A 24,854-nucleotide genomic window follows, 5' to 3' on the forward strand; every position below is an offset into this window, starting at 1 on the left:
TGAACGACATGGCGACCACTATTGATCCCGCGCCGGATGTTCCGGCGGCCGGGGCGCCCGTGGAGGCGCACCCGGTGGAGGCGCACGACCCTCCGTTCCCTGTTCGCACCACGCTCATGGGGACCATCGGCAGCGTGCTGCTGCTGCTCGGCGCGCTGGGCGCCGGCGGCATCCTGATCCGCGACCCGATCATCGGCACCGGCCCGCTGTCCTGGGTCCGGTATGGACACGGGCACATCCTGGCCAACGGCGTGCTTTACGCCGGTTTCGGGCTGGTGGTGTGGGCCTGGGTCCGGCTGGGCCGGTACATGCTGGCCGGGCGGATCGGCAGCCGGGCGATCCTCATCGCGTCGGGCTGCTGGATGGCGCCGTTGCTGATCGCGCCACCGCTGTTCACCCGGGACGTATTCTCCTACCTCGGGCAGGGCGCGCAGCTGCTGCACGGGCTCAACCCGTACACGCACGGCCCGGCCGAGCTGGAGATCCTGCCGAACGTCGTGCAGAACGTGCACCCGGTGTGGCAGACCACGCCCGCTCCGTACGGGCCGCTGTTCCTGTTGGTGGCCAAGGGTGTTGTGGCGCTCACCGGGGACAACGTGATCGCCGGGGTGATCGTGACCCGGCTGGTGTTGCTGCTCGGGCTGGGCGCCATGGTGTGGGCGCTGCCGCGGCTGGTCCGCCACCTCGGCGGCAAGCTGCCGATCACGCTGTGGCTGGCGGTGGCCAGCCCGATGACGGTGATCCACCTGTTCGGTGGCCCGCACAACGACGCGATGATGCTGGGCTTCCTGTGCACCGGGGTGCTCGCCGTGCTCGAGCGCAAGCACGTGCTGTCGATCGTGCTGGTGACGGTCGCGATGCTGATCAAGCCGACGGCGGCGATCGCGCTGCCGTTCCTGGTCTGGATCTGGTGCAACCACCTGCCCGGCGACAACCGGGTCCGCAACTTCCTCAAGGCCGGCCTGGCGTCGAGCGCGATCTTCGGCGTGGTGTTCGTGCTCGGTACCTGGGTGTCGCTCGGCTCGTTCAACCTCGGCTGGGTCACCGGGCTGAAGGCGCCGCAACTGGTGACGAACTGGCTGAACCCGGCCACCGGGGTCGGCCAGGTGATCTACACGCTGGTGCACTTCGTGATCAACGTGCCGGAGTCGCCGTTCGTCACGGTCGCGCGGCTGCTGTCCTGGCTGGCGCTCGCGGTGTTCTTCGTGCGGCAGTGGTGGAAGTCCCGCTACGGCGGCAACGAGGCCATCTTCCGGCTGGCGATGACGCTGCTGGCGGCCGCGATCCTGGCGCCGCCCACCCTGCCCTGGTACCTGACCTGGGGCTTCGTCATCGCGTCGGCGTTCCCGTGGCGGCGCCGGCACCTCGCCATCGTGGTCGGCGTGTCGATCCTCTTGGTCATGGCCTACTACCCGACCGGTGAGCAGGCGCTTTACGACTGGTGGTTCGTCGTGCTCACGCTGGTGCTGGGGGTTTACGCGGCCGCGTCGCTGCTGCGGCCCGACCCGCTCGGCCTGATCGCCGCGTGGCGCAAACAGGCCGTGCCCGACTTCGTCAGCTCGCCGCCCACCCCCGCCAAGCGGTGACGGTCACGCGGACCACCGGGCCTGCCGGCGGGTGGTCCGCGTACTGCGGATACTTGGCACACAACCAGTCGACGGGCCCGACCCGCTCGGCCGGATCGGTGGTCACGGTGGCGAACCCGTCGGCCCGCACCCACCACAGCCGCGCCCAGTCGTCGTCATAGTGGTCGGCCAGGAAGGCGACCGATGGGTTGACCGCGATGTTGCGCAGTCGTCGCAGGTCCGTCGTGGTCTTGGGCTTGTGGTCGACGGCGAAGACGATCACGTCGTCATGCACGGCGAAGGTCACCGGAACCAGGTGCGGCACGCCGTGGGCGTCCGCCGTGGCCAGCCGCGCGACCTGCGCCGCCGTGAACCGTTCCCGCGCCACCTCGCTGGACAGCCGCACAGGCCCACCCTAGAAGGGCCACGGGAACACGCGCGACCCATGAGCCCTCTCGGTGATCGTCCGGGTGGACTCATGGGTCGCAGCTTTCTAACGGGCCCGCGCGGATGAGCGCTGGCTCAGGTTCGGCAGGTTCTCGGTCAGGGCGATCGCCGAGGGCTCAGACGTTGTCCGGGGCGGTCCATTCGACGAACTGGACGATCACTCCGTTGGGGTCGGTGACCTGGAACAGGCGTTCGCCCCAGGGCTCCTCGCGCACTGCTGGAGCCCGCCCTGTCCGGCTACGCCTCCGCCTGACGGCAGCATCTTCGCCGACCGAGCCCCAAGACGCCGGCCGGGTCGTTCTGGCATCTTGGAGCTGATGATCTTGAATGACGAAGAGCTCGAACGTGCGCTCGCCGAGCTGAGGAACCCGACCGGGACGGACGCCTTCCTGCGCGCGTTCAGCACCCTGCTGCACAGCGACAACACGGCCGCCGTAGGCATGGCCCTGGACTACTACCGGCACGCTGAGGCGCTCACCCGGTTCGGCGGCAGGAACCCGCTCGAATCGTTCGCCAACGAGGTGCTCATCGTCGCGCGAGATCTGCTCCGCCGCCCCCCGGCGCCTGGAGACGAGGACACCAAGCCGGGCGCCGACCACGCGAGTGCCCTGAACGTGATGACGAACCCCGCCGAGGCCGAGGCCGAGGACGCGGACCTGATCGCCGACGCCATCGAAGGCGCCACGGACGTGAATGTGCGATCGGCGGGTTTCCGCGCTGCCGCCGCCGCGCTGACGGCTGGATCCGGGCCGAACCCTCGACTGCTGGCGGTGATCAGCGCCATGGTCTTCGACGAGACCCTCGATGTGGCCGAGCGGAGAGAGGCGCTGTCTGCTGTGGACATGATCGACACCCCGGAGGTCGACGACCTGCTCGTTCGCGCGAGCGAGTCGAGCGAACTCGATCTTCAGATCGGCGCCGCGCTCCAACTCTCGATGCCAATCCGGCTCCGGACCCACCGCGAGCAGGTCGAGCGTCTCGCAGCGTCCTGGCCAACGGACATGGGAGGTTACGCGAGCATCGTGCGCGAGCAGCTTGCGGGCTTCCACAGCATCTACTGGACCGGCGTCGAGCCGGACGACCCAAAACTGCGGAAAGCTCATTGGGAACTGATGTTCCCAACCAGCGATGAGACGTGCCTCCAAGCCTTCCTCACGCTTCTGCGCAGCGATGACATGGTCGCGGTGGGGGTCGCGCTCGATCATTACGAACACTGGGAAGGGCTTCGCCGGGTCCTCGACGACGAGACGTCTGCCGAGCGCTACCTCCCCGAGGTGTTGGACCGCGCCCGCGAGGTGCTACGGCAACCACCCTCTCCCCCCGAGCTGAGCCCGAATCGGGGAGCGGGCGCCAACCATCTGAGCGCGCTGAACATGATCGGAGCGCGCCACGCCGAGCCGTCCGACGCGGACCTGGTGCTGGACGTCCTCGAACAAGCGGCCACGGATGAGGTCCGCCACGAGGCGGTCTCACTGGCGTACGGGGTGCTCGACGAGGCGGAGGTGAAGGACCAACGGGTCGTCGACGCGTTGAGCGACCTGCTGTTCGACCCGTCCATCCGTTTCAACTTGGCGAAGGAAAAGGCGATCCGCGTCCTGGCCGATGCGCTCGGGCCGGAAGCGGACGGACTGCTGCTACGGCTGGTGCGCGGCGACGATGCGAAAGCCCAGGCGCATGCGGCCTGGTACCTGGTCAGATCGGGACGCCTCGACAAGTATCGCGACCTCCTTGTGGAGGTGGCCGAGAGCTGGGGAGACTGCCCGCCCGCGCACCCTCATGGCCATGAGGTCATCGAGCGGCTCCTCGGCAAGCTGCACAGCTGGTACTGGCAAGGGCGCCGTCTCGCGGACCCAGACCTCTACCGCGCCCACCGGGAACTGCGGGCCCCCACCTCGGACGAGGCGTACCACCGTGCGCTTCGCGCATTGCTCGACAGCGGGGACCAGGTGGCCGTGGGGATCGCACTGGACCACTGGTGGCACCCGGAAGGGCTCGAGAAGCAACTCGGTGTCCAGGCCCGGGACGCTGAGGCGTCACTCGTCCTCAACCGCGTCCTTGAGACGCTGCGGGACCCTCCGACACCGGCCGAACTCAGTCCCGAAACCGGAGTTGGCGCCAACCATCTGAGCGCGTTGCAGGCCCTGTGTGTTTCGGGGGCGGACGAGGCGCCGCCTCTTGCGGATGTCCTGGAAAGTGCCGCGAACGACAGCATTCGCTGTTGCGCTCTGGACGCGGTGAAATCGGTGTTCGACAACTCCGAGGAAGCCGACCCGCGGCTTGTCGAGGCGCTCGGGACCGTCGCACGCGACACCGCCGTTCCGCTCAGTGACCGGCTTACCGCCATCGACGCCTTGGACAGATCTCCGGGCTTCAACTCGGTCGGCGCGTTGGTGCGCGCGACGGGCTGTCCCGAGGTGGAGATCCAGGCCGCGGCGGCCTGGGGCCTGATGTACGAAGAGGTGATCGACGAACATCGCGGCCAGATCGAGCGGCTGAACGCGAACTGGCCCGTGGACGACGTCCCATGGGAGGTCCGGCGGGTTCGTGACCTGCTCGAGGCCACTACGGAGTGACGCGGGCGGCTCAGGCGGGCTGCAGGAAGCGGGCGATGGACGCCTTTTCCATGGCAATTCCCGGCTCGATCCGAGGTGGAACAGGCTCGAAGGCATCCACCTGGATAGAGCGCCTGCCGGAGCCACGGCGCCAGGTGGCGATGGCCATGCCGTCGGCGACGACGGTTGGTCGGATGACGCCGCCTCCCGGCCAGACGCGGGCCTCGTGGGGAGCGGGAACGGACAGCTCGCGGGTGCGGTAGCCGACCAGGTAGTTGTCGTAGGCGGGCAGCATGCGAACGTCTGGGGCCTCCGATGTGTCCGCGAGTTTCTCCGTCTGCCCAGCGAGCAGAGTCAGCGCGCCGTACTCGGTGATCACGCCGGATTCGCCGAGCATTTTCCAGGCCCGGCGAGCCCAGGTGACCGGCAGCCCGGACCACGCGGCGAAATCTTCCAGGGCGGCGGGGGCGTGCGCGGCCAGATAGCGGCGGGCCAGCTCGGCGAGGGCGGCGTCTCCCGCACAGCGGGCGTCGTCGGCCGACGGCAGCCAGTCGTCGAGCAGCACATAGGTGGCCTCACCGCGGCGTTGCGGGCCGAAACAGAGGATGCCGGTGAGTGCGGCGTGCCGGATCAGGTGGAAAGGCGCCTGTCCCTCGGGCGGGACATCGAGGGTGGCGAGGTGCTCGGTCAGCTCGGGCCGGGTGAGTGGGCCGTGCGTAGTGAGGACGTGTCGCAGGAGGTGGTCAGCCCGCTGGCGCAGCTCGTCGGTCAGGCCCAACTGCTGGTAGCGGCGGCTGGTCGTGGCGAGGGTCCTGGGGGCGAGCAGCCGCAGGACCCAGCGGGCGTCGTCGCTGGGGACGGTATGCAGGGTCCCGCGCAGGTACCAGCCGCGGACGATGCTCCGCTCTTTCTCGTATGCCATGCGGATGTCAGGCGTGGTGATGTCCCGCCCGCGAACCCGGATGCCCAGGTCAGCGGCCGTGGCGTCCTGGGCCTGGATGGCGAAGACCCGTCGGACGACCGCTTCGGCGGAGGACTCCCGCACTCCGCCCACCAGGGCCTGAGCGTGGGCCCGCAGCCTGCGGACGCTCTCGTGAGCAAGCACCGGGATATGCCTTTCGTCCAAAGTGGTCTGGAGGCGGCCGCATCGACGATCAGGTCGTCTTCAGGGTGCCTGCCCGGGTGTCGAGGACCGCCTCGGCCCCGAGGGGAACGGTCAGCGCGGCCGGGCAGTGGCCGAAGGAGAGACCGCCCAGGATCGGCACGCCCAGCGGCGCGAGCCGGTCGAGCATGACCGCGCGTACGTCCGCCGGGTCGCCGCAGCTGGTGAACGAGCCCAGCGCGATTCCGCGCACCCCGTCGAACCAGCCCGAACGCAGCAACTGCGTCAGCATCCGATCCAGCCGGTAGGGGGCTTCGCCGATGTCTTCCAGGATCGCGATCGCCGCCCGCGGCGGCTGGTGCTCGGGCGTGCCGATCCCGGCGGCGAGCAGGGCGATGTTGCCGCCGGTGAGGACGCCGCGCGCGGTGCCCGGGACGAGGGGATCGCCGCCGGGCAGCACGGCTTCCGGGGTGAACAGCGCGCGCCGCAGTTGTTCGGCCGCCGCGTCGTCGAAGAACGTGCCGGCCGGCATCGGGGAGAACAACGTCGGCAGCCCGAGATGTGCCGCGATCGCCTGGTGCATCGCGGTCAGGTCACTGGACCCCGCGAAGATTTTCGGGCCGGCGGCACGCAGCGCGGGGAAGTCGAGCAAGTCGAGCATCCGCTGGGTGCCGTAGCCGCCGCGGGCCGCGATCACCGCGGTGACCGACGGGTCGGTCCACGCGAGCTGGAACAGCTCGGCACGCCGGGCGTCGGTGTTGGCCAGGTACTCCCGGACCGGCCGTACGCTGTCGAAGCGCTTGACGGTCAGGCCCCAGCCGGCAAGGGTCGCCGCCGCCTTGTCCAGCGCCGATGGCGACGCCGGCCCGGCCGGCGCGACCAGGGCCACCGTGTCGCCGGGCCGGACCTGCGGCATCCGCTCTCGTTCCATGTTTCAGTGACGCAGTTCCAGCCGCGGTACGCCCGGTGTGTCGAAACCGAAAACCTGGCCGTAGAAGGACAATTCGGCTTCCATCGCGGCAACGATCGTCTCGGCCTTGCGGAATCCGTGCTGTTCGCCGTCGAAGGTCAGGTAGGCGTGCGGGATTCCTTTGCCCCGCAAGGCCGCGACGAACCGGTCGGCCTGGTCGGGCGGGCAGACCTGGTCGTCGAGGCCCTGCAGCAACAGCACCGGGCCGGCCAGCCGGTCGGCGTGGGCGAGCGGCGACCGGTCGACGTAGCGCTGTTTCTCCTGGGGCAGCGGGCCGATCAAGCCCTCCAGGTAACGGGATTCGAAGTCGTGAGTCTCGCCCCCGCCGCCGGTCCACGCGGCCAGGTCCAGGATCGGGTACTTGATGGTGGCCGCGGCGAAGACCCGCTCAGTGGTCATGACCGCGCCGGAGGTGAACCCGCCCGCGCTGCCACCGCGAATCGCCAGCCGCGCCGGGTCGGCGAGCCCCTCGGCGGCCAGGGCACGGGCGACCGCCACGCAGTCGCGCACGTCGACCACGCCCCATTCCTCCCGCAGCCGCTCCCGGTACCGCCTGCCATAGCCGGTCGATCCGCCGTAGTTGACCGCCACCACACCGATCCCGCGGCTGGTGAAGAACGCGAAATCCCGGTCCGGTACGGGATATGCCCGGCCGGTCGGGCCGCCGTGGACGTGCACCAGATACGGCGGAAGCTCACCTTCCGGTGCCACGTAACGCGGGTTGGCCGGGGGGTAGAGGTAGGCGTGGATCTCTTCACCGTCCGGGCCGGTGAAGACCCGCTTCTCCGGCACGGACAGGTACTCGGCGGGCAGGGGAGCATGCTCGTCCGCCGCGTCGAGCCGGGAAACCGTGCCGTCGCCGAGGTCCACGCGTACCACCGCGTGCTCGGTGTCCGGCCCGGCGGCAATGCCGACCACGTCGTTGCCGGCCACCGCGAACGCCGGCGACCATGCCGTCCACTCCGTCGGCACGTCGGTGACTGTCGCCGTCTCTTCGTCCAGGACCGCGAGACGATCGGAGTTCAGCACCGCGTAACGCCCTTCGCCCAGCGGCGCGAACCAGCGCGAACCGATCTTCCACAGCGCGCCACCGAGTTCGGCGTCGACCGGGGCGAGGTTGGTCGCCTTACCGTCGAGCGTGATCCGGTGCAGGTTCCACCAGCCGCCGGGATCGAGCAAGGCGAGCAGCGAGCCGGGGGAGTCCCATTCGAGCTGGCAGACCGAGACGCCGGAACCGCCGGCGAGTACCCGGTGCGGGCCGAAGGTGCCATCGTCGGCGACGGCGGCCACGCACAGTTCCGTTTCGTCCCAAGGCATCGCCGGATGGTTCCAGCCCAGCCACGCGGCGTGCCGGCCATCGGGGGAAAGCTGTGGCGCGGTCAGGAAATGGTGAGTCGCCGCGAGCGAACGCGGTGCACCGCCCGCGCCGGCACCCGTGGTGATCGCGACGAGATCGCGGCGGATATCGGTTCGCCGCGGGCCGGTGCTCGTTTCACGGACGGCCCAGATCTCGCCGGCGGGACCCGGCCGCAGATCGGCGAACCGGACGCCCTGCGGTGTGGACGGTTCCGGCGTGATGGCGAAAACGTCGCCCCCGGCCAGTTTCCGGGTATATATGCGCTGATCGTTCCAGTGCGTGAAGAACAGCGAGCCGTCGCGCACCAGCCAGGGGCGGCCGCCGTATTCGTGGACGCGGTTTCGCGCGTTCCACGGCGCGGGCAGCATTTCCTCCGGCTGCCCGCCATTCCGCCGCCGTATCAGGGTGAGCCGGCCGCCTTCCTCCGGCCTGGCCTCCGCCCACCAGAGCTCGTCGCCGACGGCGTCCAGCCATTGCGCGCCGCCGCTCGCGTCCGCGACATCGGCGGCGCCCACCGGCGAATTCCAGGTTCCATAAGGTGCGGTTTCGGCCACCACGCCACCATATCGAGGGCCGGCCCTCCGGTGGGGAAATCACCGTCATGCGGGTGCTCTGCGTCGTGGACCGGCTTCGGCCTGTGCTCAACTACACTCAATCACAGGGCGGCGGATGCCGATCATGGAAGGGTGGCTTAGGGTCGGTGGTGCCATGGCTCGCGTAATCCACGTCTTCCGTCAGCCCGACCGGTTCATCGCGGGGACCGTCGGGGAACCCGGCGACCGCACTTTCTACCTGCAGGCCTCCGAGAATGTCCGCACGATCAGCGTGACCATCGAAAAACAGCAGGTGGCGGTGCTCGCCGAGCGTCTGGGCTCGCTGTTGGAAGAGGTCGCCAACCGGTTCGGCGCCGACATCCCGGAGGAGGCGCCGGAGGAACTCGTCGACGTCGACCCGCTGAAGGTGCCGGTCGAGGAGGAGTTCCGGGTGGGCACCATGGGACTGGGCTGGGACGCCGAAAGCAAGGCGGTGGTCATCGAACTCCTCGCGATAACCGAAGGGGAAGTAGACGAGACCGTCGTGCTCGACGACACCGAGGAAGGCCCCGACGCCGTCCGCGTGTTCCTCACCCCCGCGGCCGCCCGCGCCTTCGCCGAACGCGCCGACCGCGTGGTCAACGCCGGCCGCAAGCCCTGCCCGCTGTGCGGAGAGCCGCTCGACCCGGCCGGTCACATCTGTCCACGCCAGAACGGTTACCGCCGTGAACTGGACGTCAGCGAAGGCTAGGCGGAGGTGACCAGCCCGACCGACCCGGCGGCCAAAGAACTCATCACGCACGGCAGGCTCGAAGTCGAAGGCCGTCTGGTGGACGCCTCCAATGTCACGCTCTACTGCGCTGTCGAACTGGACGGCATGGCCGGGCACGTGGTGTACAAACCGGTTTCGGGAGAGCGCCCGTTGTGGGACTTCCCCGACGGCACCCTGGCCGGCCGCGAGGTGGCGACCGCGATGTTGGCGGAGGCCTCGGGAATCGGGTGCATCCCGCCGACCGTCCTGCGTGACGGGCCGTACGGCACCGGCATGGTGCAACTGTGGATCGACACCGCGGACGAGGACCTCGTCGACGTCTGCCCGCCCACCCAGGTACCGGAGGGCTGGCGGGTCGTGCTGCGCGCACAGGACCGGCTCGGCGACCCCGCGGTCCTCACCCACGCCGACCACCCGGGCATCCGGGACCTGGCGATCCTGGACATCATCGCCAACAACACCGACCGCAAGGGCGGCCACGTGCTGCCCGGCACCGACGGCCGCGTCTACGGCGTCGACCACGGAGTGTGCCTGCACGCCGAACCGAAGCTGCGCACCGTGCTGTGGGGGTGGGTCGGCGAACCCCTACCGGGCGAGGCGCTGGAGAAGTTGCGTGCCCTGCCGGAAAGGCTCTACGGCAGCCTGGGCGACGAACTGTCCGACCATCTCACCGCGGTGGAGATAGTCGCCGTCGCCGAGCGCGCCGAAAAGCTGGTGTCCACCGGCGTTTTCCCCGAACCCGGCAGCGACTGGCGCGCGATTCCCTGGCCGCTGTTCTAGCACCGGCGCGCGCCGAACCAGGTGGTCAGCGCGTCGCGAAGAGATGCGGTGTCCGGTTCATCCTCGGCTGCCCAGACGAGGTAGCCGTCGGGACGGATCAGACACGCGGCCGGCACCGCGATCTCGCCGACCATCGGCACGTTCATTGCTCGTCAGGGCAGCGAGCGGCAACGACGTCGACGCGGTCGTCCCAGCCGGTCAGCGCGGCGGCCGACTCGGGATGGTCGCCGAGGTGGAGCAGGACCGGGCGGCCGCCGTGCAGCAGCGAGTACAGGCGGACCTCGCCCGCCGAGGTTTTCAGGTCGAGATCGGGCATGCGGCGGCCGAGCAGTGGGTGGCCGTCAGCGACCGGGTACCGGATGTCCAGGGCACTGATCATGCCGCCCAGATACCCGTTGACCTCGTCGAAGTCGATTAGTTCCCGGACGAGGTCACGCAGCGCCTCGGTATGCGCACCGGGGTGGCCGAGGACGGTTTGCGCCCTGGTGTTGTGCAGGACCCGCTCCGCGACGGGGTACCGCTCGGCGTGATAGCTGTCCAGCAGGCTTTCCGGTGCGTGGCCGCCGGCCACCATGGCCAGCTTCCAACCGAGGTTCATGGCGTCCTGCACGCCCAGGTTCAGGCCCTGCCCACCGGCGGGAAAGTGGATGTGGGCCGCGTCGCCGGCCAGCAGGACGCGGCCGTGGCGGTACCGCTCGGCCTGGCGTGCCGCGTCGCTGTACCGGGAAACCCAGCGAGGGCTGTGCATCCCGTAGTCGGTGCCGGCGATGCGGATGAGCGCCCGCCGCAGGTCCTCCACATCGACCGGGGCATCGCGGTCGGCGACGTGGTCGTACTCGTTGGTCATCACCCGATACCAGCAGGGTTCGAAATCGAGCACGGAGAAGTCGCCGTGTTCACGGCGCTTCTGGAACACCGGTTCGGCGGGTGGCTCGGCCAGTTCGACGTCACCGAGCAGCGCCGTCATCGTCGCCGGAGTGCCCGGGAAGCCGATACCCGCCAGTTTGCGCACCGAGCTACGCCCACCGTCGCACCCGACCAGGTAGTCCGCGGCGAGCCGTTCGGTGCCATCCGGCGTCCGCACGGTCACCACGACGCCACCGGCGTCCTGGTGCACGTCGGTCACCTCGGTCGACCACCGCACCCGCACCCCCAGTTCGGCGGCGCGCTCTTCCAGCAACCGCTCGACGGCGGCCTGCATTATGGCCAGTGTGTAGGGATAGCGAGTGGCGAACCCGCTGAAGTCCAGGAACAGACCCGAGAAATGCCCGGCCTGGATCGGCCTGCCCGCCGCCAGGAACTCCGCCATCAGGCCGCGCTGATCCAGCACCTCCATCGTGCGCGGGTGGATGCCGCCCGCACGGGACTCCCCGGCCCGGCCGGCAAGCCGGTCCACCAACACCACTTCGATCCCGGCCAGGCGCAACTCACCGGCGAGCATCAAACCGACCGGTCCGGCACCCGCGATCGCCACCGTCGCCATCGTCACCATCTCCTTAATGACGTTCAATATTATCGAACGTTGTTAAGGATTGATCGAATGCTGTTAGGCTGTCAAGCGTGCCGAAGCCGAACAGCGGCGTGACTCCCGCCACGGAGAAGACCACGGAGAAGATCACCGCCGACACGATCGCCAGCGCCGCGTTGGACCTGCTCAACGAGACGGGTCTCGACGGGCTGACCATGCGACGGGTCGGGGAACGTCTCGGTGTGCGAGCCGCAGCGCTCTACTGGCACATCAAGAACAAGCAGCAACTTCTCGACGCCATGGCCCAGATCATGTTCACCGAAGCCGTCGACGGCCTCGAAGCACCCCGACGCGGCGTCACGTGGCAGGACTGGGCAAGCCACTGGGCAGGGCAACTCCGCCGAACGATGCTGCGGTACCGCGACGGCGCCAGGGTTTTCGCCGGCACCGACATAACCAGCCCGGTGATGTACCGGATCATCGAGTTGACCCTGCGCACCCTGCAAGACGCCGGATTCACCCTTCGCGACGCCGCCCGCGGCTTTCCCGCCCTCCTGCACTACACCGTCGGCTTCACCATCGAAGAACAAGCCCGCGCCGGTCTCGCCTACGGCGACGACAGTCCCTACCAACCCGATCCCATGGCCGAAACCATCGACGCCGCCCGGTTCCCCCTCACCGCCGAAGCCCGCGGCGACCTCTTCGACCTCGACACCGACGCCAACTTCGAACACGGCCTGCGGGTCATCCTCGCGGGCCTGGAACACACCCACCTCAACCCGCACAGCTGACGGTGGCGCCCTCGGCGTCCCGGCGTGGCGGCATGCCCGGCCGCGGCCGGGCCGCTACCGTCGGCGATCATGCGTTCCCATTCGTATGACGACGTGCTCGCCGGCCGGCCCAAGCGGAAGGTTTCCGAGGTTCCCGCGGAAGCCGGACTCGTCGTGGAGGAGCCCGGCAGCGGGTTCTGCGGGGCAGTCGTCCGGCTCGAGCACGGCACCGTCGTGCTGGAGGACCGGCACGGCCGGCATCGCGTGTTCCCGCTGGTACCGGCGGGGTTCCTGCTGGAGGGAAAGCCGGTCACACTCGTTGGGCCGAAGGCCGCAGGGCACCCCCAGCGGGTGATTTCGGCGTCGGGCTCGGTCAAGGTCGCGAGCCTGCGGGCGCGCACCGCCCGTGACTCACGCATCTGGGTCGAGGGCCGTCACGACGCCGAACTCGTCGAGCGCGTCTGGGGACACGACCTCCGCGTGGAAGGGGTCGTCGTCGAACCGCTCGACGGCGTGGACGTGCTCGCCGAGCGGATCGACGAGTTCGGCACCGGTCCCGGGCGACGGCTCGGGGTGCTGGTCGACCACCTCGTCACCGGGAGTAAGGAATCCCGGCTCGTCGAGCGGATCGACGACCCGAACGTGCTGGTCACGGGCCATCCCTACATCGACATCTGGCAGGCGGTGAAGCCCGCCGCGCTGGGCATCGGCGCCTGGCCGGAGATCCCGCGCGGCGTCGACTGGAAGGAGGGCGTCTGCGCCGAACTCGGCTGGGGCGAGCCCTACGAGGGGTGGCAGCGGGTGCTCGGCGCGGTCCGCGGCTTCCGCGATCTGGAGTCTCCGCTGCTCGGCGCGGTCGAACGGTTGATCGACTTCGTCACCGGGACGTGAGTCACGTGCCTATCACGTCGCTGACTACGGTCGCCGCGCGAGGTGCTCGTCTGGGACGATGTTCGTATGACACCGGCGCTCGTCTGGTTGATCGCGGCGATCGTGCTGATCGCCGCGGAGGTCCTGTCCGGCGATTTCGTCCTGGTCATGCTGGGCCTGGGGGCGCTCGTGGGCGCGGGCTCGGCGGCGATCACCGGGAACGCGGTGGTCGACGTGCTCGTCTTCGCGGTCGCCTCGGCCGGGCTGATCTGGATCGCCCGCCCGGCGCTCAAGCGCCGGTTCCTGCACGGACCCGGCGTGAAGACCGGCGTCGAAGCGCTGGTCGGCGCACACGCGGTGGTGCTGTCCACGGTGGACGGGCACACCGGGCGGGTCAAGATCGGCGGCGACGTCTGGTCGGCGAGAAGTCTCGTCGAAGGTCAGCAAATCGAGCCCGGCACCCGGGTAACCGTGATAGAGATATCTGGCGCGACCGCGGTGGTGTCGCCCGAACCCTGACGAAACGACCTGCACAAGGGGAGTGATCTTGACGACAACCGCAGCAATCATAGTTGTGGCGGTAATCGCCCTGTTCGTGATCATCACGATCGCGAAGGCGATCATGGTGGTCCCGCAGGCACAGTCGGCGGTTATCGAGCGGCTGGGCCGGTTCCGCACCGTGGCCTCGCCGGGCCTGAACTTCCTGGTGCCCTTCCTGGACAAGGTGCGGGCCCGCATCGACCTGCGCGAGCAGGTTGTTTCGTTCCCGCCGCAACCGGTGATCACCGAGGACAACCTTACCGTCTCCATCGACACCGTCGTGTACTTCCAGGTCACCGACTCCCGGGCGGCGGTCTACGAAATCTCCAACTACATCGTCGGTGTCGAGCAGTTGACCACCACGACCCTGCGAAACGTGGTCGGTGGCATGACCCTGGAGCAGGCCCTCACCTCGCGCGACCAGATCAACAGCCAGCTGCGCGGCGTGCTGGACGAGGCGACCGGCCGCTGGGGCATCCGAGTGGCCCGGGTCGAGCTCAAGGCGATCGACCCGCCACCGTCCATTCAGGACTCGATGGAAAAGCAGATGCGCGCCGACCGGGAGAAGCGCGCGATGATCCTGAACGCCGAGGGTCAGCGGGAGGCTTCGATCAAGACGGCGGAAGGCCAGAAGCAGTCGCAGATCCTGGCCGCCGAAGGCCAGAAGCAGGCCACCATCATGCAGGCCGAAGCCGACCGGCAGTCCCGCATTCTGCGGGCCCAGGGTGAGCGGGCCGCCCGCTACCTGCAGGCACAGGGCCAGGCGAAGGCGATCGAGAAGGTCTTCGGCGCCGTCAAGGCGGGCCGGCCCACCCCGGAGGTGCTGGCCTACCAGTACCTGCAAACGCTCCCGCAGATGGCGCAGGGCGACGCGAACAAGGTGTGGATGGTGCCCAGCGACTTCGGCAAGGCGCTGGAGAACTTCGCCCGCGCCTTCGCCAAGCAGGGCGAGGACGGCGTCTTCCGGTACGAGCCGCCCAAGGAGGAGATCGCCGCGCCTTCGGTGGTCGACGACGACGAGGTGGCCGCCTGGTTCGACACCTCGACCGACCCGCGGATCGCCGAAGCCGTGCGCGCGGCGGAAGCCGTCGCGCGCAAGGAGGTGCCGGCGCCGGGCGTCTCGACGACCCCGCCACCGGTGCCGCCGGCCGCCGACGTGCTGCGCGGCCGGCCCACGCCCGCCGAGCCCCCGGCCACCCCGCCGGAGCCTCCCGCACCCGAGCAGGCCCTGCAGGAGCCGCCGTCCACGGAGCGGCTCGACCCGCCGCAGGCGCAGCACCAACCGCAGCACCCCGCGCCGCCGCAGCAGCCGCCGGCGCCTCCCCAGCAGCACCTGCCGCACCGCCAGCCCGGCTCGCACTACGGAACTCCGCCGGCGACCCCGCCGATGAGCCCGTACCCGAGCCAGCAGCCACCGCAGGGGCCGCCCCAGGGACCGCCGAGCGGACCGCAGCCGCCGCAGCGTTAAGGGTCCCCAGCGGGGCAGCGCCGGGACAAGAAAAAACGGGTGGGTCGCCTCTCTTGCGGAGAAGCGACCCACCCGTTTTTCGGTTACGCGGTCCGGGCGTAGGTGGCCTCGGCCGAGATGTCGCTGCGGGAACGGTCCTTGATGAGCCAACCACAGATCACGGTCACCACCGCCGACAGCACGATGTAGCCGGCGATCGAGAACGGCGTGCCCGTCACCGCCAACAGCCACGTCGCCAGCAACGGGGCCGGCCCGCCCGCGAACACCGACGCCAGTTGGTATCCCAGGCCCGCGCCGCCGTAACGCAGATGGGTCGGGAAGTTCTCGCTGATCAACGCCGCCTGCGGGCCGTACTGCATCGCATGCGGGATCATCGAGACCACCACGGCGATGAAGATCGCCACGTAGCCGCCGTCCTTCAGCACGGCGAAATACGGGAACGCCAGAACCCCCGTCAACACCGCGCCGGTGAGGTAGACCCGTTTACGGCCGAGGCGGTCCGACAGGTGCGAGAACCACGGAATTGTGAACAGCTCCAGCACGGCCGCGATCAGCACCGCGTTGAGCACGAACGTCTTCGAATAGTGGTGTTGCGCCACCACGTACACCAGGACGTAGCTCGTGAAAAGGTAGAAGGGCATCTGCTCGCTGAACCGCAGTCCGGCCGAAAGCAGGATCTCCCGCCAGTGGTGGCGCACCGCTTCCATGACCGGTGCGCGCGAGATGCGGTTTTCGGCCACCACGGCCGCGAACATCGGGGTCTCCAGGATTTGCAGCCGGATGATCAGGCCGACCACCACCAGGATCAGGCTGGCCAGGAACGGCACCCGCCAACCCCAGGAGTTGAACGCGTCGGGCGAGAGCAGCGCCGACAGCAGGGTCATGCCGCCCGTGCCCAGGACCAGTCCCACCGGCACGCCGATCTGCGCGAAACTGCCCAGCAGCCCGCGTTTGCGCTGGTTGCCCCATTCCATGGTGAGCAACACCGAGCCGCTCCATTCCCCACCGATCGCGATCCCCTGGACGAGCCGGAGCAGGACCAGGATCAGGGGCGCGGCGATGCCGATCGTGCTCGCGCCGGGTAGCACACCGACCAGCGCGGAGGCCAGGCCCATGGCCAACAGCGTGACGATCAGAGTGGCCTTGCGGCCGATCCGGTCACCCCAGTAGCCGAAGATCGCCGCACCGACCGGTCGCGCCGCGAAACCGACCGCATACGTGGCGAAAGATTCGATCGCGCCCGCGTAGGCGCTCGACTCCGGGAAGAACAGGTGCGGGAAGGTCAGCGCCGCCGCCGTGTTGTAGAGGAAGAAGTCGTACCACTCGATGGTGGTGCCGATCGCGCTGGCGAACGCCGCTTTACGTACCTGGGTCGATTGCTGACCTTCTTGGGATTGCTGAGCGCCGAGTGTCCGGTCCGCTTCGTTGCGCCCGTTGACCATGCTCACCTACCTCCTGTGACCGAATTCACCGCCAGGTATAGCCACCCAAACTTCCCGACGCGGGCGAAAAAGTCCAGGCTGGACGGACGGTTTTTCGGCGAATAAATTGAGTTGTCACCTCGGCCGCCGCCTACGATCACGCTTGTGACAGAACCGAAACCTCTTCGAGCCGACGCCCGGCGCAATCGGGCCCGGGTGCTCAGTGCTGCCGAAGACGTCTTCGCCGCCCAGGGCACCGGCGCGTCGACCGAAGAGGTGGCCAGGGCGGCCGGGGTCGGCATCGGCACGGTGTTCCGGCATTTCCCGACCAAGGAGGCGTTGCTGGAGGCCGTGCTCCTGGAGCGGCTGCACAGGTTCGTGGCAGAGGTCGCCCGGTGGGCCGAGGCCGAGGATCCGGGAAACGCCTTCTACTCGTTCCTCGGCCAGTGGGTGGACATGGGGACCGCGAAGAACGCCTACATCGACGCGCTCGCCGCGGCGGGCGCGGCCGCGCCACGTCTCGGCGGGGAGGCCCAGCAGCGGGTTCTCGACGCGCTGGGTACCCTCCTGACCCGCGCGCAACGAGCCGGAACCGTGCGCGAGGACGTGGAAGTGCCCGAGTTGATCGCGCTGCTGGTCGGTGCTTCCCGCGCGCTCGAGTACCTCGGCGAGGACACCCCGTCCCGCCGGCGCACCGTGCAGATCATCTTCGACGGGCTGCGGCCGTCACACCGGCGCTAGGCCGGGGCGTTTGGCTTCGAGCGCGTCACCGGAGGACTCGCCACGCAGGCGCCGCTTGATCCACGGCAGCACGTGCTCCCGGCCCCACCGCAGGTCTTCCGCCCGTCGCAGGCGCGGGTGAACCACCGGCTGTGGCCCGAGCGCGGCGGGCACCAGGCCGTGGGCGACGCCGAGCGCGTCGAGCACCGCGATGGCGACCTCGGTGTGCCCCAAGGAGTTCAGGTGCAGCCGGTCCGCCGACCACATCCGCCTGTCCCGCAACTGCCGCATGCCCCACATGTCCACGACGATCGCGCCGTGGCGGGCGGCGATCACACGCACGTGCTCGTTGTAGATGGCCGTCCGCCCGCGAAGCCGGCGGAACACCGGATCGTCCACGCCGTCGACTCCGGTGAACAGCACTACCGTCGCCCCACATCCGGCCAACCGTGCAACGGCTTCGTCGTATCGGTGGGCCAACGCGTCGATGTCGACCCGCGGTCGTAACAGGTCGTTGCCGCCCGCATACAGCGAGACCAGATCGGGTTCGAGCGACAGTGCCGGTTCGAGTTGTTCGGCCAGCACCCGGTCGAGCAGCCGGCCCCGGATCGCCAGATTTGCGTACCGGAACTCGGATTCGCCAGCCGCGAGTTCTTCCGCGACACGGTCGGCCCAGCCCCGCACGCCGTTCGGCCGGGACGGGTCGTCGTCGCCGACGCCTTCGGTGAAAGAGTCTCCCAGAGCTACGAAGCGAGCGGTCATGGTCGAAGACTAATCGGCGGCGTCGAGGTCGTTGAGCGCCCATGCTGCCCATCGGCGTTGCGCCTCGTACCGCTCTATGACCCAGGCCACATGCAGTTCCTGTCAGCAATCGGGGCGCCGTTCCGCTCAGATCACCGAGAGCAAGCGAACCGACAGGAGCAGCACATGAAGCACCGCATCGTCGTCCTCGGCGCCGGCTATGCCGGGTCCTATGTGGCCGGGACCCTGGCCCGCCGGCTGTCCCCAGCGGACACCGAGATCACCGTGGTCAACGCCGAGCCGGATTTTGTCCAGCGGCTGCGTCTGCACCAACTCGCGGCCGGCCAGGAGATCGAGGCTCCACAGCTCGCCGACGTCTTCGTGGGCACGGGGATACGGCTGCGCCTGGCCCGGGTCACGGCCGTCGACCCCGAGCGCCAGGTCGTCGCCGTGGCCGACGCCGATGGCGGCGGCGAGCTCGGCTACGACACGCTTCTCTACGCGCTCGGTAGCCACGGCGCCGACCGCGGCGTTCCGGGCGTGGCCGAGCATGCCTTCGACATCGCCAGTCGGCCCTCGGCGCTGCGCCTGCGCGAGCGGCTGGACAGTCTGGGCAGGCGGGGTAAGGGCGGGAGTGTGGTGGTCGTGGGCGATGGGTTGACCGGCATCGAGACCGCCACCGAGATCGCCGAATCCCGGCCCGGCCTGTCGGTGACGCTGGTCGCCCGCGGCGAGCTGGGCGCCCGGCTCTCCGCCGGAGCCCGCGGCCACCTGCGCCAGGCCTGCGACCGGCTGGGCATCACCGTCCTGGAGCACGCCGAGGTCGAAGCCGTCGAAGCGGCGCGGGTGCGGTGCGCCGACGGTACCGCCCTGGCGTCCGACGCGACCGTGTGGACGGCCGGGTTCGCGGTCAGCCCCATCGCCGCCGCCGGCGGGCTGGAGGTCACCGAGGACGGTCGGATCGTCGTCGATCGCATCATGCGGTCGGTCTCGCACCCGAACGTCTACGCCGTCGGCGACAGCGCCTACGCCATCGGCGACAACGGCCGGCCGCTGCCGATGTCCTGCGCTTCGGCCGGCTACACCGGAATGCAGGCCACGGCCGCGATCATGGGACGCCTGACCGGCCGAAAGATCGCGAACACCAAGCTGGAGTACCTGGGCAACCACATCAGCCTCGGGCGGCGGGACGGGATCCTGCAGATGGTCGATGACGAAGGGCAGGCAAAGCCGAAGTATGTGGGCGGTTGGAAGGCCGCGCGGATCAAGGCGGGCATCCTCAAGATGTCGCTGTGGACCAACTCGCACCCGACCTTCGGCCTGCCCAAGCGCAAGCGCCGCCTGGCCGCCGCGCCTGATGTGTCCGCCGAGAAGGCGGTCGCGTAGCCGCCTAGGTTGATCCGCGTGGACAGCATGGCCACTGATCGCTTCGACACCAGCCGGTTCGAGGCCAGCCGGAACCGGCTGGCCTCCCTGGCGTACCGGCTGCTGGGCTCCGCCGCCGACGCCGAAGACGCCGTGCAGGACGCGTTCCTGCGCTGGCAGGCCGCCGACCGGCAGCGGATCAAGGTGCCGGAAGCATGGCTGACCAAGGTCCTCACCAATCTGTGCCTCGACCGGATCCGCTCGGCACAAGCCCGCCGCGAACGCACCGTCGGCGCCTGGCTGCCCGAACCGCTCCTCGACGGCGACCCGATGCTCGGCCCGGCCGACACTTTCGAGCAGCGCGAATCGGTCTCCCTGGCCGTGCTGACTCTCCTGGAGCGTCTGTCACCCCTCGAGCGGGCCGTCTACGTCCTGCGTGAGGCGTTCTCCTACGGCCACGCCGACATCGCCGAGATCCTCGACATCACCGAGTCCGCGAGCCAGCAGCATTTCCACCGGGCCCGGCGCCGCATCACCGCCGCGCGCCGCGGCGGCGAAGTCGACCCGGCATCCGCCCGCAGGATCGTCGAGGAATTCCTCGCCGCTGCCTCCTCGGGCCGCACCGAACGGCTGGTGGCGCTGCTCACCGACGACGCGACCGCGATCTCCGACTCCAACGGCGCCGGCCCGGCCAAGACGCTGCTGCGGTACGACACTCCGCAGCGCATCGCCGCTGTCGCACGGGCCGGCTTCAAACCCACACCCGCGAAACGGCGACTTGCCGGCGGTACGCCCGGCATCCACTACGCGCTGGTCAACGGCGGCCCCGCCATCCTCTTCGTGCTCGGTGACCAGGTCATCGGCGCCGTGGCGTTCGACCTCTCAGGCGGCAAGATCGCAACCGTGCGCGGTATCGCCGCCCCCACCCGCCTCGCCCGCCTCACCGAAGCCTGGCGGCAGCACGAACGGGACACGCCACTCATTACCCAGTGGTGACCTGACGCCGACCGCGGCCAGAGACCGTGTCGATCGCCTGGGCCGCGTTCGGCGCAGTGCCGCGCCGAGTCGTCGGTGTCCACACTGGACACCGAGACCCGGCCCGGTGGCCGCGGCTAGCCGACGACCAGGTGGATCGCGCCGATGGTGCGGCGTTGTTCCAGGTCCTCGTGGGCCTGCGCGGCCTTCTCCAGCAGATAGGCGGCGTGGATGCGCGGGATCAGTTGTCCCGCGCTCGCGGCGCTGAGTGCGTGTTCGACGTCGGCACGTTGCGCTGCCTGGGTTTTCGTCATGATCATACCCATGGGGCCGGCCACGGTCAGGCCGCGCCGGAGCAGTTGCGGCATGTCGACGGCGGTCCAGGTGCCGGAGGTGAACCCGTAGACACCCAGGCGCCCCCGCCCGTCGGCCAACGCATCGAACGCCTGCGCGCCGATGTCGCCGCCGATCGCGTCCAGGACGAGGTCCGCGCCGCCCCCGGTCAGTTCCCGCACCTGGCCGGCCCAGTCGGCCGTCCGGTAGTCGACGACGGCGTCGGCGCCGGATTCCCGTGCCGCGGCAAGCTTTTCGGGCCCGCCCGCCGCGCCGATCACGGTCGCTCCCGCCGCCTTGGCCAGTTGCACCAGCAGCAGCCCGATACGCCCGGCCGCCGCGGTGACCACCACGGTCTCGCCCCGGCTCACCGGCATCGCCCCGAGAAGGCCGACCGCGACCGCGCCCGCGCTGAACACCGCGACGGCGTGTTCCAGCGCAAGCCCATCGGGAACCGGATGGACGTTCACGGCCTCGGCCAACGCCTGCTCGGCGTATCCACCGGACATGCCCACGGTCGTGGCCACCACTCGCCGCCCCAGCAGGGACGAGTCCACCTCCGGCCCCACGGCGGTGACGGTCCCGGCGACTTCGTGCCCCGGGACAAAGGGGAGGGGGAATGGGAAGCGGCCAGACCGGACGATCGTGTCGGCGTAGATGACACCCGCCCGCTCCACGGCCACCACGACCTGGCCCACGCCGGGGGCGAGTTCGGCGGCCTCCTCGATCTTGAGTACCTGGGGCGGGCCTACCTCACGGACTCGAATTACGCGCATTCCTGGTTCCTTGTGCTTGGTTGACAGATACTCTCTATCGAGACAACCTGTCGCACTCGTGTCATGGTGCCAAGTGTCAATCCGGCGATGCCGACCCGAACTGGACAAGGAGCGGGTTTTGTCTCAGCAGGCTGAGAACGTGCGGGTCCGCCGCACCCGCAAGCTGCTCCGGGAAGCCCTGGTCGATCTGGTCGAGGAGCATGGCTTCGACCGGGTCACCGTCGGGCAGATCACTGAGCGTGCCCTGGTCAGCCGGGCCGCGTTCTACCGCAACTACCGGGACAAGTACCACCTGGTGGAGCAGATCTTCGACGAGGCGATAGCCGCACTGGTCGGGACCGTCCCCGATGCCCGGCTGCCCCAGGAGCGCTTGGCGGGCTTCTTCGAGCACATAGCCGACTACGACCGGCTTTACCGTGCGCTGCTCGGCAAGAAGGGCAGCCCGTGGTTCGCCGCCCGCATGCGGGCTTCCCTGTCCGAGTTGAGCACCCAACACCTGGACGTCCCCGCGGACGATCTGGTGCCCACCGTGCTCGGCGCGATGCTCGTCGAGACGATCACCTGGTGGCTCGATCACGGCCGTCCGGTCCCGCCCCGGGAGATCGCCGTCCAGGCCAGCCGCCTCGCCGTCGCCGCCGTCACCGAAGCGTCCAGTTGGACGCGGTAGTCGCCGACTTGACCTTGACGCACCGTCAAGGTGTGAGCTGGGTGCGGGAGGTGGTTACCAATGCGGATCGGTGAAGTAGCAGCGCTGGCTGGAGTGTCGACTCGCACGGTGCGGCACTATCACCACATCGGGCTGCTACCTGAACCTCGGCGGCGGGGCAACGGTTATCGCAGCTACGACCTACGTGACCTGGTGCTGCTGTTGCGAGCTCGTCGGCTGACCGAGCTCGGGCTCGGCCTCGATGAGGTCCGGGACGCGCTCGCCGACGACAGCGGCGTCGAGTTGGCCGAGATCCTCGCTGAACTCGACGCCGACCTCGCCGCCCAGCAGCACCGGCTACAGGTGCAACGTGATCGCATCGCCGCAGTGCTGGCCGCCGGCGGCGAAACCAGATCGCCGGAGTTGGTCGCGGCGCTCAAGGAACTGACCGCGGTGCTGGGCCCGGATCACCCGGGCCTGGAGCGGGAGAAGCTGATCGCGGAACACGTCGACGCCACGACCCCGGACCACGCGCCGTACGTCTGGGCGGTCTACCGGAAGATGCTGGCCGATTCGGAGCTACGCGAGCGGATCGTCGAGGTGAACCGTCGATTCGAACAACTGGCCGATCTGGCTTCGACCGATCCGGCTGTGGACGACCTTGCCCGGGACGCCGGTTCCTACGGCCAGGCGATCAAGTCATTCTTGCCTCCCGAGCTGGGCGAAGAGGCAGGAGACCCGGCCGCGGCACGGCGGTTGCTGGCAACGGTCACGGCAGGCATGGCGCCGGCCCAGGCGCGCTGCCTGACGCTGATGTTCGAATACTGGCAGGCCGGCGCATGACCCGCCGGCACCGGTTCCATCTCGGCGCCTGGATCACCCCTGCACTGCTGGCCGTTGAACTCGTGCTGGTCTGGTCAGGCCTTTTCAGCATTGGTCGCGCGATCCTGCTTGCGATTGTCGTCGAGGTCGCCCTCGCGATCACCGCGCTCGGTCGAGGCATCATCGCGATGCGTCGCTTCCGGGCAGGCCGGGCCGCCGGGCAAAGCGGCTGGGCCGCGGCCGAGGATGGGCTGGCCCAGATGCTGCCCCGGCCGGTAGCCCGGGCATTGCTCATCGAAGTCCGCCTGTGGGTATGCCTGCTGCGGTGGATCACCAGGCGGCACGATGGCCGCTCCACCAACGCCTACACCTATGGGCGGAACCTGCGGCTCATGCTGTTCGCGTTGCTGAGCCTCAGCGTGTTGGAAGGCGCCGTCGTCGAGGTGGTCCTCGGCGTGTTGTTACCAGGCACTCCCTGGCCGTGGGTGGTGCTCGGTCTGCACGCCTACGCCCTGGTGTGGATCGCCGGGCTGACCGCGTCGCTGCGCACCCGGCCGCACCTACTGGAAGACGGACAACTCCGCTTACGTGACAGCGTTTTCGCCGAGATCACCATCCCGGTATCCGCCATCATCGGTGCCCGCCCGGTTCGGCGCCCCGGCCCCTTGCGTTCCGGGTTGCGTAGCGACCCGTCCGATGGCACGGGCACCCTCGCCTACGGCGAGACCACCATCGCCCTTGCCCTCGACCCCGATCAGCCCCTCTACACGGAAGGCAGGCCCGCCATCACCGGGTTGACCGTCCTGCACATCACCGCCGACGACCCCGGCCGCCTGCTCGACGACCTCCGTGAGGCCCAAGCCGAATTGGGATGTACCCCAGGTACACGTCTCTGAAAATGCAGATGTTCGTCTCCGGGGGAGCGCGGCGCGATATCGATGCCGGACGCGTCACGGCGACGGATGAATCGCCCAGAGCGGGACGTGACCGGCCTGCCCGGATGCGCGGTGACGCGTTGGGTAATCCTTCGGCAGTTACCACAGGAGGCGCCATGAGAAGGCAGATCCTGAGCGCCGCGGCAGCGGGTGTCACTGCGGTTCTCGTAACACTCGGCGGGTGTACCCATAACCCGGCTCCCGCGCCGGCACCCCCCAACCAGCCTCCATCACCAACAGCGACAAGGCCCGCGCCGTCGGAGCCGATACCCAGGTACCCGGGCGCAACGGTGACCAGCCAGGCGGGCGGGTCCACGCAACTGCATTCCAACGACCCGGCGACCAAGGTCGGCGCGTTCTATCTGGACGCTCTGGCCGAACAGGGTTGGACGACGACTTCCAAGTATCAAGGTCAGCACAGCACCAACGTTGTCGCCAAGCGGGGCCGCGAAGGCGTAACCGTCCAGGTCAGCCCGAGCGGATCGGGCAGCTCGATCTCCGTTACGACGTATCCGGTGCCCTGAGTTGGCCTTGGGGTTCATGACACTGCCGCGCTCGGCGGGAAGTCCTTGCGCTTGATCTTGGCCCGGCGTCTGTCCGGGTGGCGGAAGACGATGCCCTCAGCGAGGTGCCCCGGTGAGAAACTTGCTGTCCCACGTGGGGTCCCCACTCCAGTGCCGGCTCGGATCTGATTGGATCGGCGCCGCCTCGGCGTTGCCGAGGGAATCTGTTGTCAAGATTGCTTGGTGAACATGCCGCAGCACCAGAACGCCCTTTCCGTACGTCCTATCACCGACGCCGATATCCCTACCGCGGTCGACACCCTTGCCCGAGCCTTCGCCGACTATCCCTTCACCCGGCACGTGATCGCTGCGGACGGTCACGAGGACCGGATCCGGCGTTCCAGGAGCTGTGCCTGACCCGCA

Annotated in this window: 25 protein-coding genes; 16 read left to right on the forward strand and 9 right to left on the reverse strand. The window is 69.2% G+C overall.

The window, feature by feature from the left end; genetic code table 11:
- Positions 1 to 8 precede the first annotated feature (8 nt).
- Positions 9 to 1,586: a polyprenol phosphomannose-dependent alpha 1,6 mannosyltransferase MptB gene (gene mptB / locus A3CU_RS0118430; RefSeq protein ID WP_027943561.1), complete on the forward strand. Its 1,578-nt coding sequence runs from the start codon at positions 9 to 11 to the stop codon at positions 1,584 to 1,586.
- Here mptB and A3CU_RS0118435 read toward each other — a convergent pair.
- Entirely contained in the window at positions 1,555 to 1,965 is a 411-nt protein-coding gene (locus tag A3CU_RS0118435) for a TIGR03668 family PPOX class F420-dependent oxidoreductase (protein ID WP_084143368.1), read from the reverse strand. The genes mptB and A3CU_RS0118435 overlap by 32 nt on opposite strands.
- A gap of 364 nt (positions 1,966 to 2,329) precedes the next feature.
- Here A3CU_RS0118435 and A3CU_RS0118445 point away from each other — a divergent pair, with 364 nt between their 5' ends.
- Positions 2,330 to 4,585 (forward strand): hypothetical protein, encoded by a 2,256-nt coding sequence (locus A3CU_RS0118445; RefSeq protein WP_027943563.1) that lies wholly within the window; start codon positions 2,330 to 2,332, stop codon positions 4,583 to 4,585.
- Between the two features lie 10 nt (positions 4,586 to 4,595).
- Here A3CU_RS0118445 and A3CU_RS0118450 read toward each other — a convergent pair whose 3' ends face one another.
- From A3CU_RS0118450 to A3CU_RS0118460, 3 genes are read right to left on the reverse strand one after another with little or no spacing between them, the layout of a single operon-like run.
- On the reverse strand, positions 4,596 to 5,669 hold the full coding sequence (locus tag A3CU_RS0118450; RefSeq protein ID WP_156960414.1) for a winged helix DNA-binding domain-containing protein: 1,074 nt from the start codon (positions 5,667 to 5,669) through the stop codon (positions 4,596 to 4,598).
- A gap of 49 nt (positions 5,670 to 5,718) precedes the next feature.
- Complete coding sequence (locus A3CU_RS0118455) at positions 5,719 to 6,582, reverse strand: S66 peptidase family protein (protein ID WP_245617173.1); 864 nt, start codon at positions 6,580 to 6,582, stop codon at positions 5,719 to 5,721.
- 18 nt (positions 6,583 to 6,600) lie between these two features.
- Positions 6,601 to 8,547 carry an alpha/beta hydrolase family protein gene (locus A3CU_RS0118460; protein ID WP_027943566.1) on the reverse strand — a complete coding sequence of 649 codons (1,947 nt, stop codon included), beginning with the start codon at positions 8,545 to 8,547 and terminating at the stop codon, positions 6,601 to 6,603.
- 154 nt (positions 8,548 to 8,701) lie between these two features.
- Here A3CU_RS0118460 and A3CU_RS0118465 point away from each other — a divergent pair, with 154 nt between their 5' ends.
- On the forward strand, positions 8,702 to 9,277 hold the full coding sequence (locus A3CU_RS0118465) for a DUF3090 domain-containing protein (protein WP_027943567.1): 576 nt from the start codon (positions 8,702 to 8,704) through the stop codon (positions 9,275 to 9,277).
- A gap of 6 nt (positions 9,278 to 9,283) precedes the next feature.
- On the forward strand, positions 9,284 to 10,078 hold the full coding sequence (locus A3CU_RS0118470; RefSeq protein ID WP_027943568.1) for an SCO1664 family protein: 795 nt from the start codon (positions 9,284 to 9,286) through the stop codon (positions 10,076 to 10,078).
- Here the strand turns inward: A3CU_RS0118470 and A3CU_RS54525 are convergent.
- Both A3CU_RS54525 and A3CU_RS45375 read right to left on the reverse strand, forming a co-directional pair.
- Positions 10,075 to 10,224: an aromatic-ring hydroxylase C-terminal domain-containing protein gene (locus A3CU_RS54525; RefSeq protein WP_245617175.1), complete on the reverse strand. Its 150-nt coding sequence runs from the start codon at positions 10,222 to 10,224 to the stop codon at positions 10,075 to 10,077. The genes A3CU_RS0118470 and A3CU_RS54525 overlap by 4 nt on opposite strands.
- Positions 10,221 to 11,570 (reverse strand): FAD-dependent monooxygenase, encoded by a 1,350-nt coding sequence (locus A3CU_RS45375; protein WP_425388261.1) that lies wholly within the window; start codon positions 11,568 to 11,570, stop codon positions 10,221 to 10,223. The genes A3CU_RS54525 and A3CU_RS45375 overlap by 4 nt, the downstream gene beginning before the upstream one ends.
- A gap of 68 nt (positions 11,571 to 11,638) precedes the next feature.
- Between A3CU_RS45375 and A3CU_RS0118480 the strand changes: the two genes are divergently transcribed.
- From A3CU_RS0118480 to A3CU_RS45380, 4 genes are all read left to right on the forward strand, one after another.
- Positions 11,639 to 12,337, forward strand: coding sequence for a TetR/AcrR family transcriptional regulator C-terminal domain-containing protein (locus A3CU_RS0118480; RefSeq protein ID WP_245617179.1), 699 nt, complete (start codon positions 11,639 to 11,641; stop codon positions 12,335 to 12,337).
- A 69-nt stretch (positions 12,338 to 12,406) separates the two neighbouring features.
- Positions 12,407 to 13,207 (forward strand): DUF3097 domain-containing protein, encoded by an 801-nt coding sequence (locus tag A3CU_RS0118485; protein ID WP_027943570.1) that lies wholly within the window; start codon positions 12,407 to 12,409, stop codon positions 13,205 to 13,207.
- 66 nt (positions 13,208 to 13,273) lie between these two features.
- On the forward strand, positions 13,274 to 13,705 hold the full coding sequence (locus A3CU_RS0118490; RefSeq protein ID WP_027943571.1) for an NfeD family protein: 432 nt from the start codon (positions 13,274 to 13,276) through the stop codon (positions 13,703 to 13,705).
- Positions 13,706 to 13,808: 103 nt separating this feature from the next.
- Complete coding sequence (locus A3CU_RS45380) at positions 13,809 to 15,194, forward strand: SPFH domain-containing protein (protein WP_084143370.1); 1,386 nt, start codon at positions 13,809 to 13,811, stop codon at positions 15,192 to 15,194.
- 83 nt (positions 15,195 to 15,277) lie between these two features.
- Here the strand turns inward: A3CU_RS45380 and A3CU_RS0118500 are convergent, their stop codons facing one another.
- A complete protein-coding gene (locus tag A3CU_RS0118500; protein ID WP_027943572.1) occupies positions 15,278 to 16,636 on the reverse strand; it encodes an MFS transporter in 1,359 nt (452 codons plus the stop codon).
- 144 nt (positions 16,637 to 16,780) lie between these two features.
- Between A3CU_RS0118500 and A3CU_RS0118505 the strand changes: the two genes are divergently transcribed.
- Complete coding sequence (locus A3CU_RS0118505; RefSeq protein WP_027943573.1) at positions 16,781 to 17,356, forward strand: TetR/AcrR family transcriptional regulator; 576 nt, start codon at positions 16,781 to 16,783, stop codon at positions 17,354 to 17,356.
- Here A3CU_RS0118505 and A3CU_RS0118510 read toward each other — a convergent pair.
- A complete protein-coding gene (locus tag A3CU_RS0118510; protein WP_027943574.1) occupies positions 17,342 to 18,097 on the reverse strand; it encodes an SGNH/GDSL hydrolase family protein in 756 nt (251 codons plus the stop codon). The two genes, A3CU_RS0118505 and A3CU_RS0118510, sit on opposite strands and share 15 nt — an antisense overlap.
- 165 nt (positions 18,098 to 18,262) lie before the next feature.
- Here A3CU_RS0118510 and A3CU_RS0118515 point away from each other — a divergent pair, with 165 nt between their 5' ends.
- Both A3CU_RS0118515 and A3CU_RS0118520 read left to right on the forward strand, forming a co-directional pair.
- The gene (locus A3CU_RS0118515) at positions 18,263 to 19,462 is read left to right on the forward strand and encodes an NAD(P)/FAD-dependent oxidoreductase (RefSeq protein ID WP_027943575.1); all 1,200 of its coding nucleotides are present in this window, start codon (positions 18,263 to 18,265) and stop codon (positions 19,460 to 19,462) included.
- Between the two features lie 27 nt (positions 19,463 to 19,489).
- Entirely contained in the window at positions 19,490 to 20,437 is a 948-nt protein-coding gene (locus A3CU_RS0118520; protein WP_211246451.1) for a sigma-70 family RNA polymerase sigma factor, read from the forward strand.
- A gap of 116 nt (positions 20,438 to 20,553) precedes the next feature.
- Here the strand turns inward: A3CU_RS0118520 and A3CU_RS0118525 are convergent, their stop codons facing one another.
- Positions 20,554 to 21,525 carry a zinc-binding dehydrogenase gene (locus A3CU_RS0118525; protein ID WP_027943577.1) on the reverse strand — a complete coding sequence of 324 codons (972 nt, stop codon included), beginning with the start codon at positions 21,523 to 21,525 and terminating at the stop codon, positions 20,554 to 20,556.
- Between the two features lie 118 nt (positions 21,526 to 21,643).
- Between A3CU_RS0118525 and A3CU_RS0118530 the strand changes: the two genes are divergently transcribed.
- The 5 genes from A3CU_RS0118530 (at position 21,644) to A3CU_RS54530 (ending at position 24,848) form a co-directional block, all read left to right on the forward strand.
- Positions 21,644 to 22,192, forward strand: a complete 549-nt coding sequence (locus tag A3CU_RS0118530) for a TetR/AcrR family transcriptional regulator (RefSeq protein ID WP_027943578.1) — start codon at positions 21,644 to 21,646, stop codon at positions 22,190 to 22,192.
- A gap of 60 nt (positions 22,193 to 22,252) precedes the next feature.
- Positions 22,253 to 23,014 (forward strand): MerR family transcriptional regulator, encoded by a 762-nt coding sequence (locus A3CU_RS50585; RefSeq protein WP_027943579.1) that lies wholly within the window; start codon positions 22,253 to 22,255, stop codon positions 23,012 to 23,014.
- Complete coding sequence (locus tag A3CU_RS49870) at positions 23,011 to 23,889, forward strand: hypothetical protein (protein WP_027943580.1); 879 nt, start codon at positions 23,011 to 23,013, stop codon at positions 23,887 to 23,889. Before A3CU_RS50585 ends, A3CU_RS49870 begins: the two co-directional genes overlap by 4 nt.
- Before the next feature lie 329 nt (positions 23,890 to 24,218).
- Positions 24,219 to 24,452 (forward strand): hypothetical protein, encoded by a 234-nt coding sequence (locus A3CU_RS45390; protein WP_052371847.1) that lies wholly within the window; start codon positions 24,219 to 24,221, stop codon positions 24,450 to 24,452.
- Between the two features lie 222 nt (positions 24,453 to 24,674).
- Complete coding sequence (locus tag A3CU_RS54530) at positions 24,675 to 24,848, forward strand: hypothetical protein (protein ID WP_245617181.1); 174 nt, start codon at positions 24,675 to 24,677, stop codon at positions 24,846 to 24,848.
- The last annotated feature ends 6 nt before the right edge of the window (positions 24,849 to 24,854 follow it).

This window comes from Amycolatopsis taiwanensis DSM 45107 (assembly GCF_000519205.1).
GTDB classification, from domain to species: domain Bacteria; phylum Actinomycetota; class Actinomycetes; order Mycobacteriales; family Pseudonocardiaceae; genus Amycolatopsis_E; species Amycolatopsis_E taiwanensis.

Bases quoted from the DNA above. Each gene is read 5' to 3' on its own strand.
- A3CU_RS54525 (WP_245617175.1), bottom strand. From the start codon at position 10,224: ATGAACGTGCCGATGGTCGGCGAGATCGCGGTGCCGGCCGCGTGTCTG.
- A3CU_RS49870 (WP_027943580.1), top strand. From the start codon at position 23,011: ATGACCCGCCGGCACCGGTTCCATCTCGGCGCCTGGATCACCCCTGCA.
- A3CU_RS45375 (WP_425388261.1), bottom strand. From the start codon at position 11,570: ATGGTGACGATGGCGACGGTGGCGATCGCGGGTGCCGGACCGGTCGGT.
- A3CU_RS50585 (WP_027943579.1), top strand. From the start codon at position 22,253: ATGCGGATCGGTGAAGTAGCAGCGCTGGCTGGAGTGTCGACTCGCACG.
- A3CU_RS0118515 (WP_027943575.1), top strand. From the start codon at position 18,263: ATGAAGCACCGCATCGTCGTCCTCGGCGCCGGCTATGCCGGGTCCTAT.
- A3CU_RS0118490 (WP_027943571.1), top strand. From the start codon at position 13,274: ATGACACCGGCGCTCGTCTGGTTGATCGCGGCGATCGTGCTGATCGCC.
- A3CU_RS0118485 (WP_027943570.1), top strand. From the start codon at position 12,407: ATGCGTTCCCATTCGTATGACGACGTGCTCGCCGGCCGGCCCAAGCGG.
- A3CU_RS0118525 (WP_027943577.1), bottom strand. From the start codon at position 21,525: ATGCGCGTAATTCGAGTCCGTGAGGTAGGCCCGCCCCAGGTACTCAAG.
- A3CU_RS0118520 (WP_211246451.1), top strand. From the start codon at position 19,490: ATGGCCACTGATCGCTTCGACACCAGCCGGTTCGAGGCCAGCCGGAAC.
- A3CU_RS0118465 (WP_027943567.1), top strand. From the start codon at position 8,702: ATGGCTCGCGTAATCCACGTCTTCCGTCAGCCCGACCGGTTCATCGCG.
- mptB (WP_027943561.1), top strand. From the start codon at position 9: ATGGCGACCACTATTGATCCCGCGCCGGATGTTCCGGCGGCCGGGGCG.
- A3CU_RS0118445 (WP_027943563.1), top strand. From the start codon at position 2,330: ATGATCTTGAATGACGAAGAGCTCGAACGTGCGCTCGCCGAGCTGAGG.
- A3CU_RS0118455 (WP_245617173.1), bottom strand. From the start codon at position 6,582: ATGCCGCAGGTCCGGCCCGGCGACACGGTGGCCCTGGTCGCGCCGGCC.
- A3CU_RS0118500 (WP_027943572.1), bottom strand. From the start codon at position 16,636: ATGGTCAACGGGCGCAACGAAGCGGACCGGACACTCGGCGCTCAGCAA.
- A3CU_RS45380 (WP_084143370.1), top strand. From the start codon at position 13,809: ATGGTGGTCCCGCAGGCACAGTCGGCGGTTATCGAGCGGCTGGGCCGG.
- A3CU_RS0118510 (WP_027943574.1), bottom strand. From the start codon at position 18,097: ATGACCGCTCGCTTCGTAGCTCTGGGAGACTCTTTCACCGAAGGCGTC.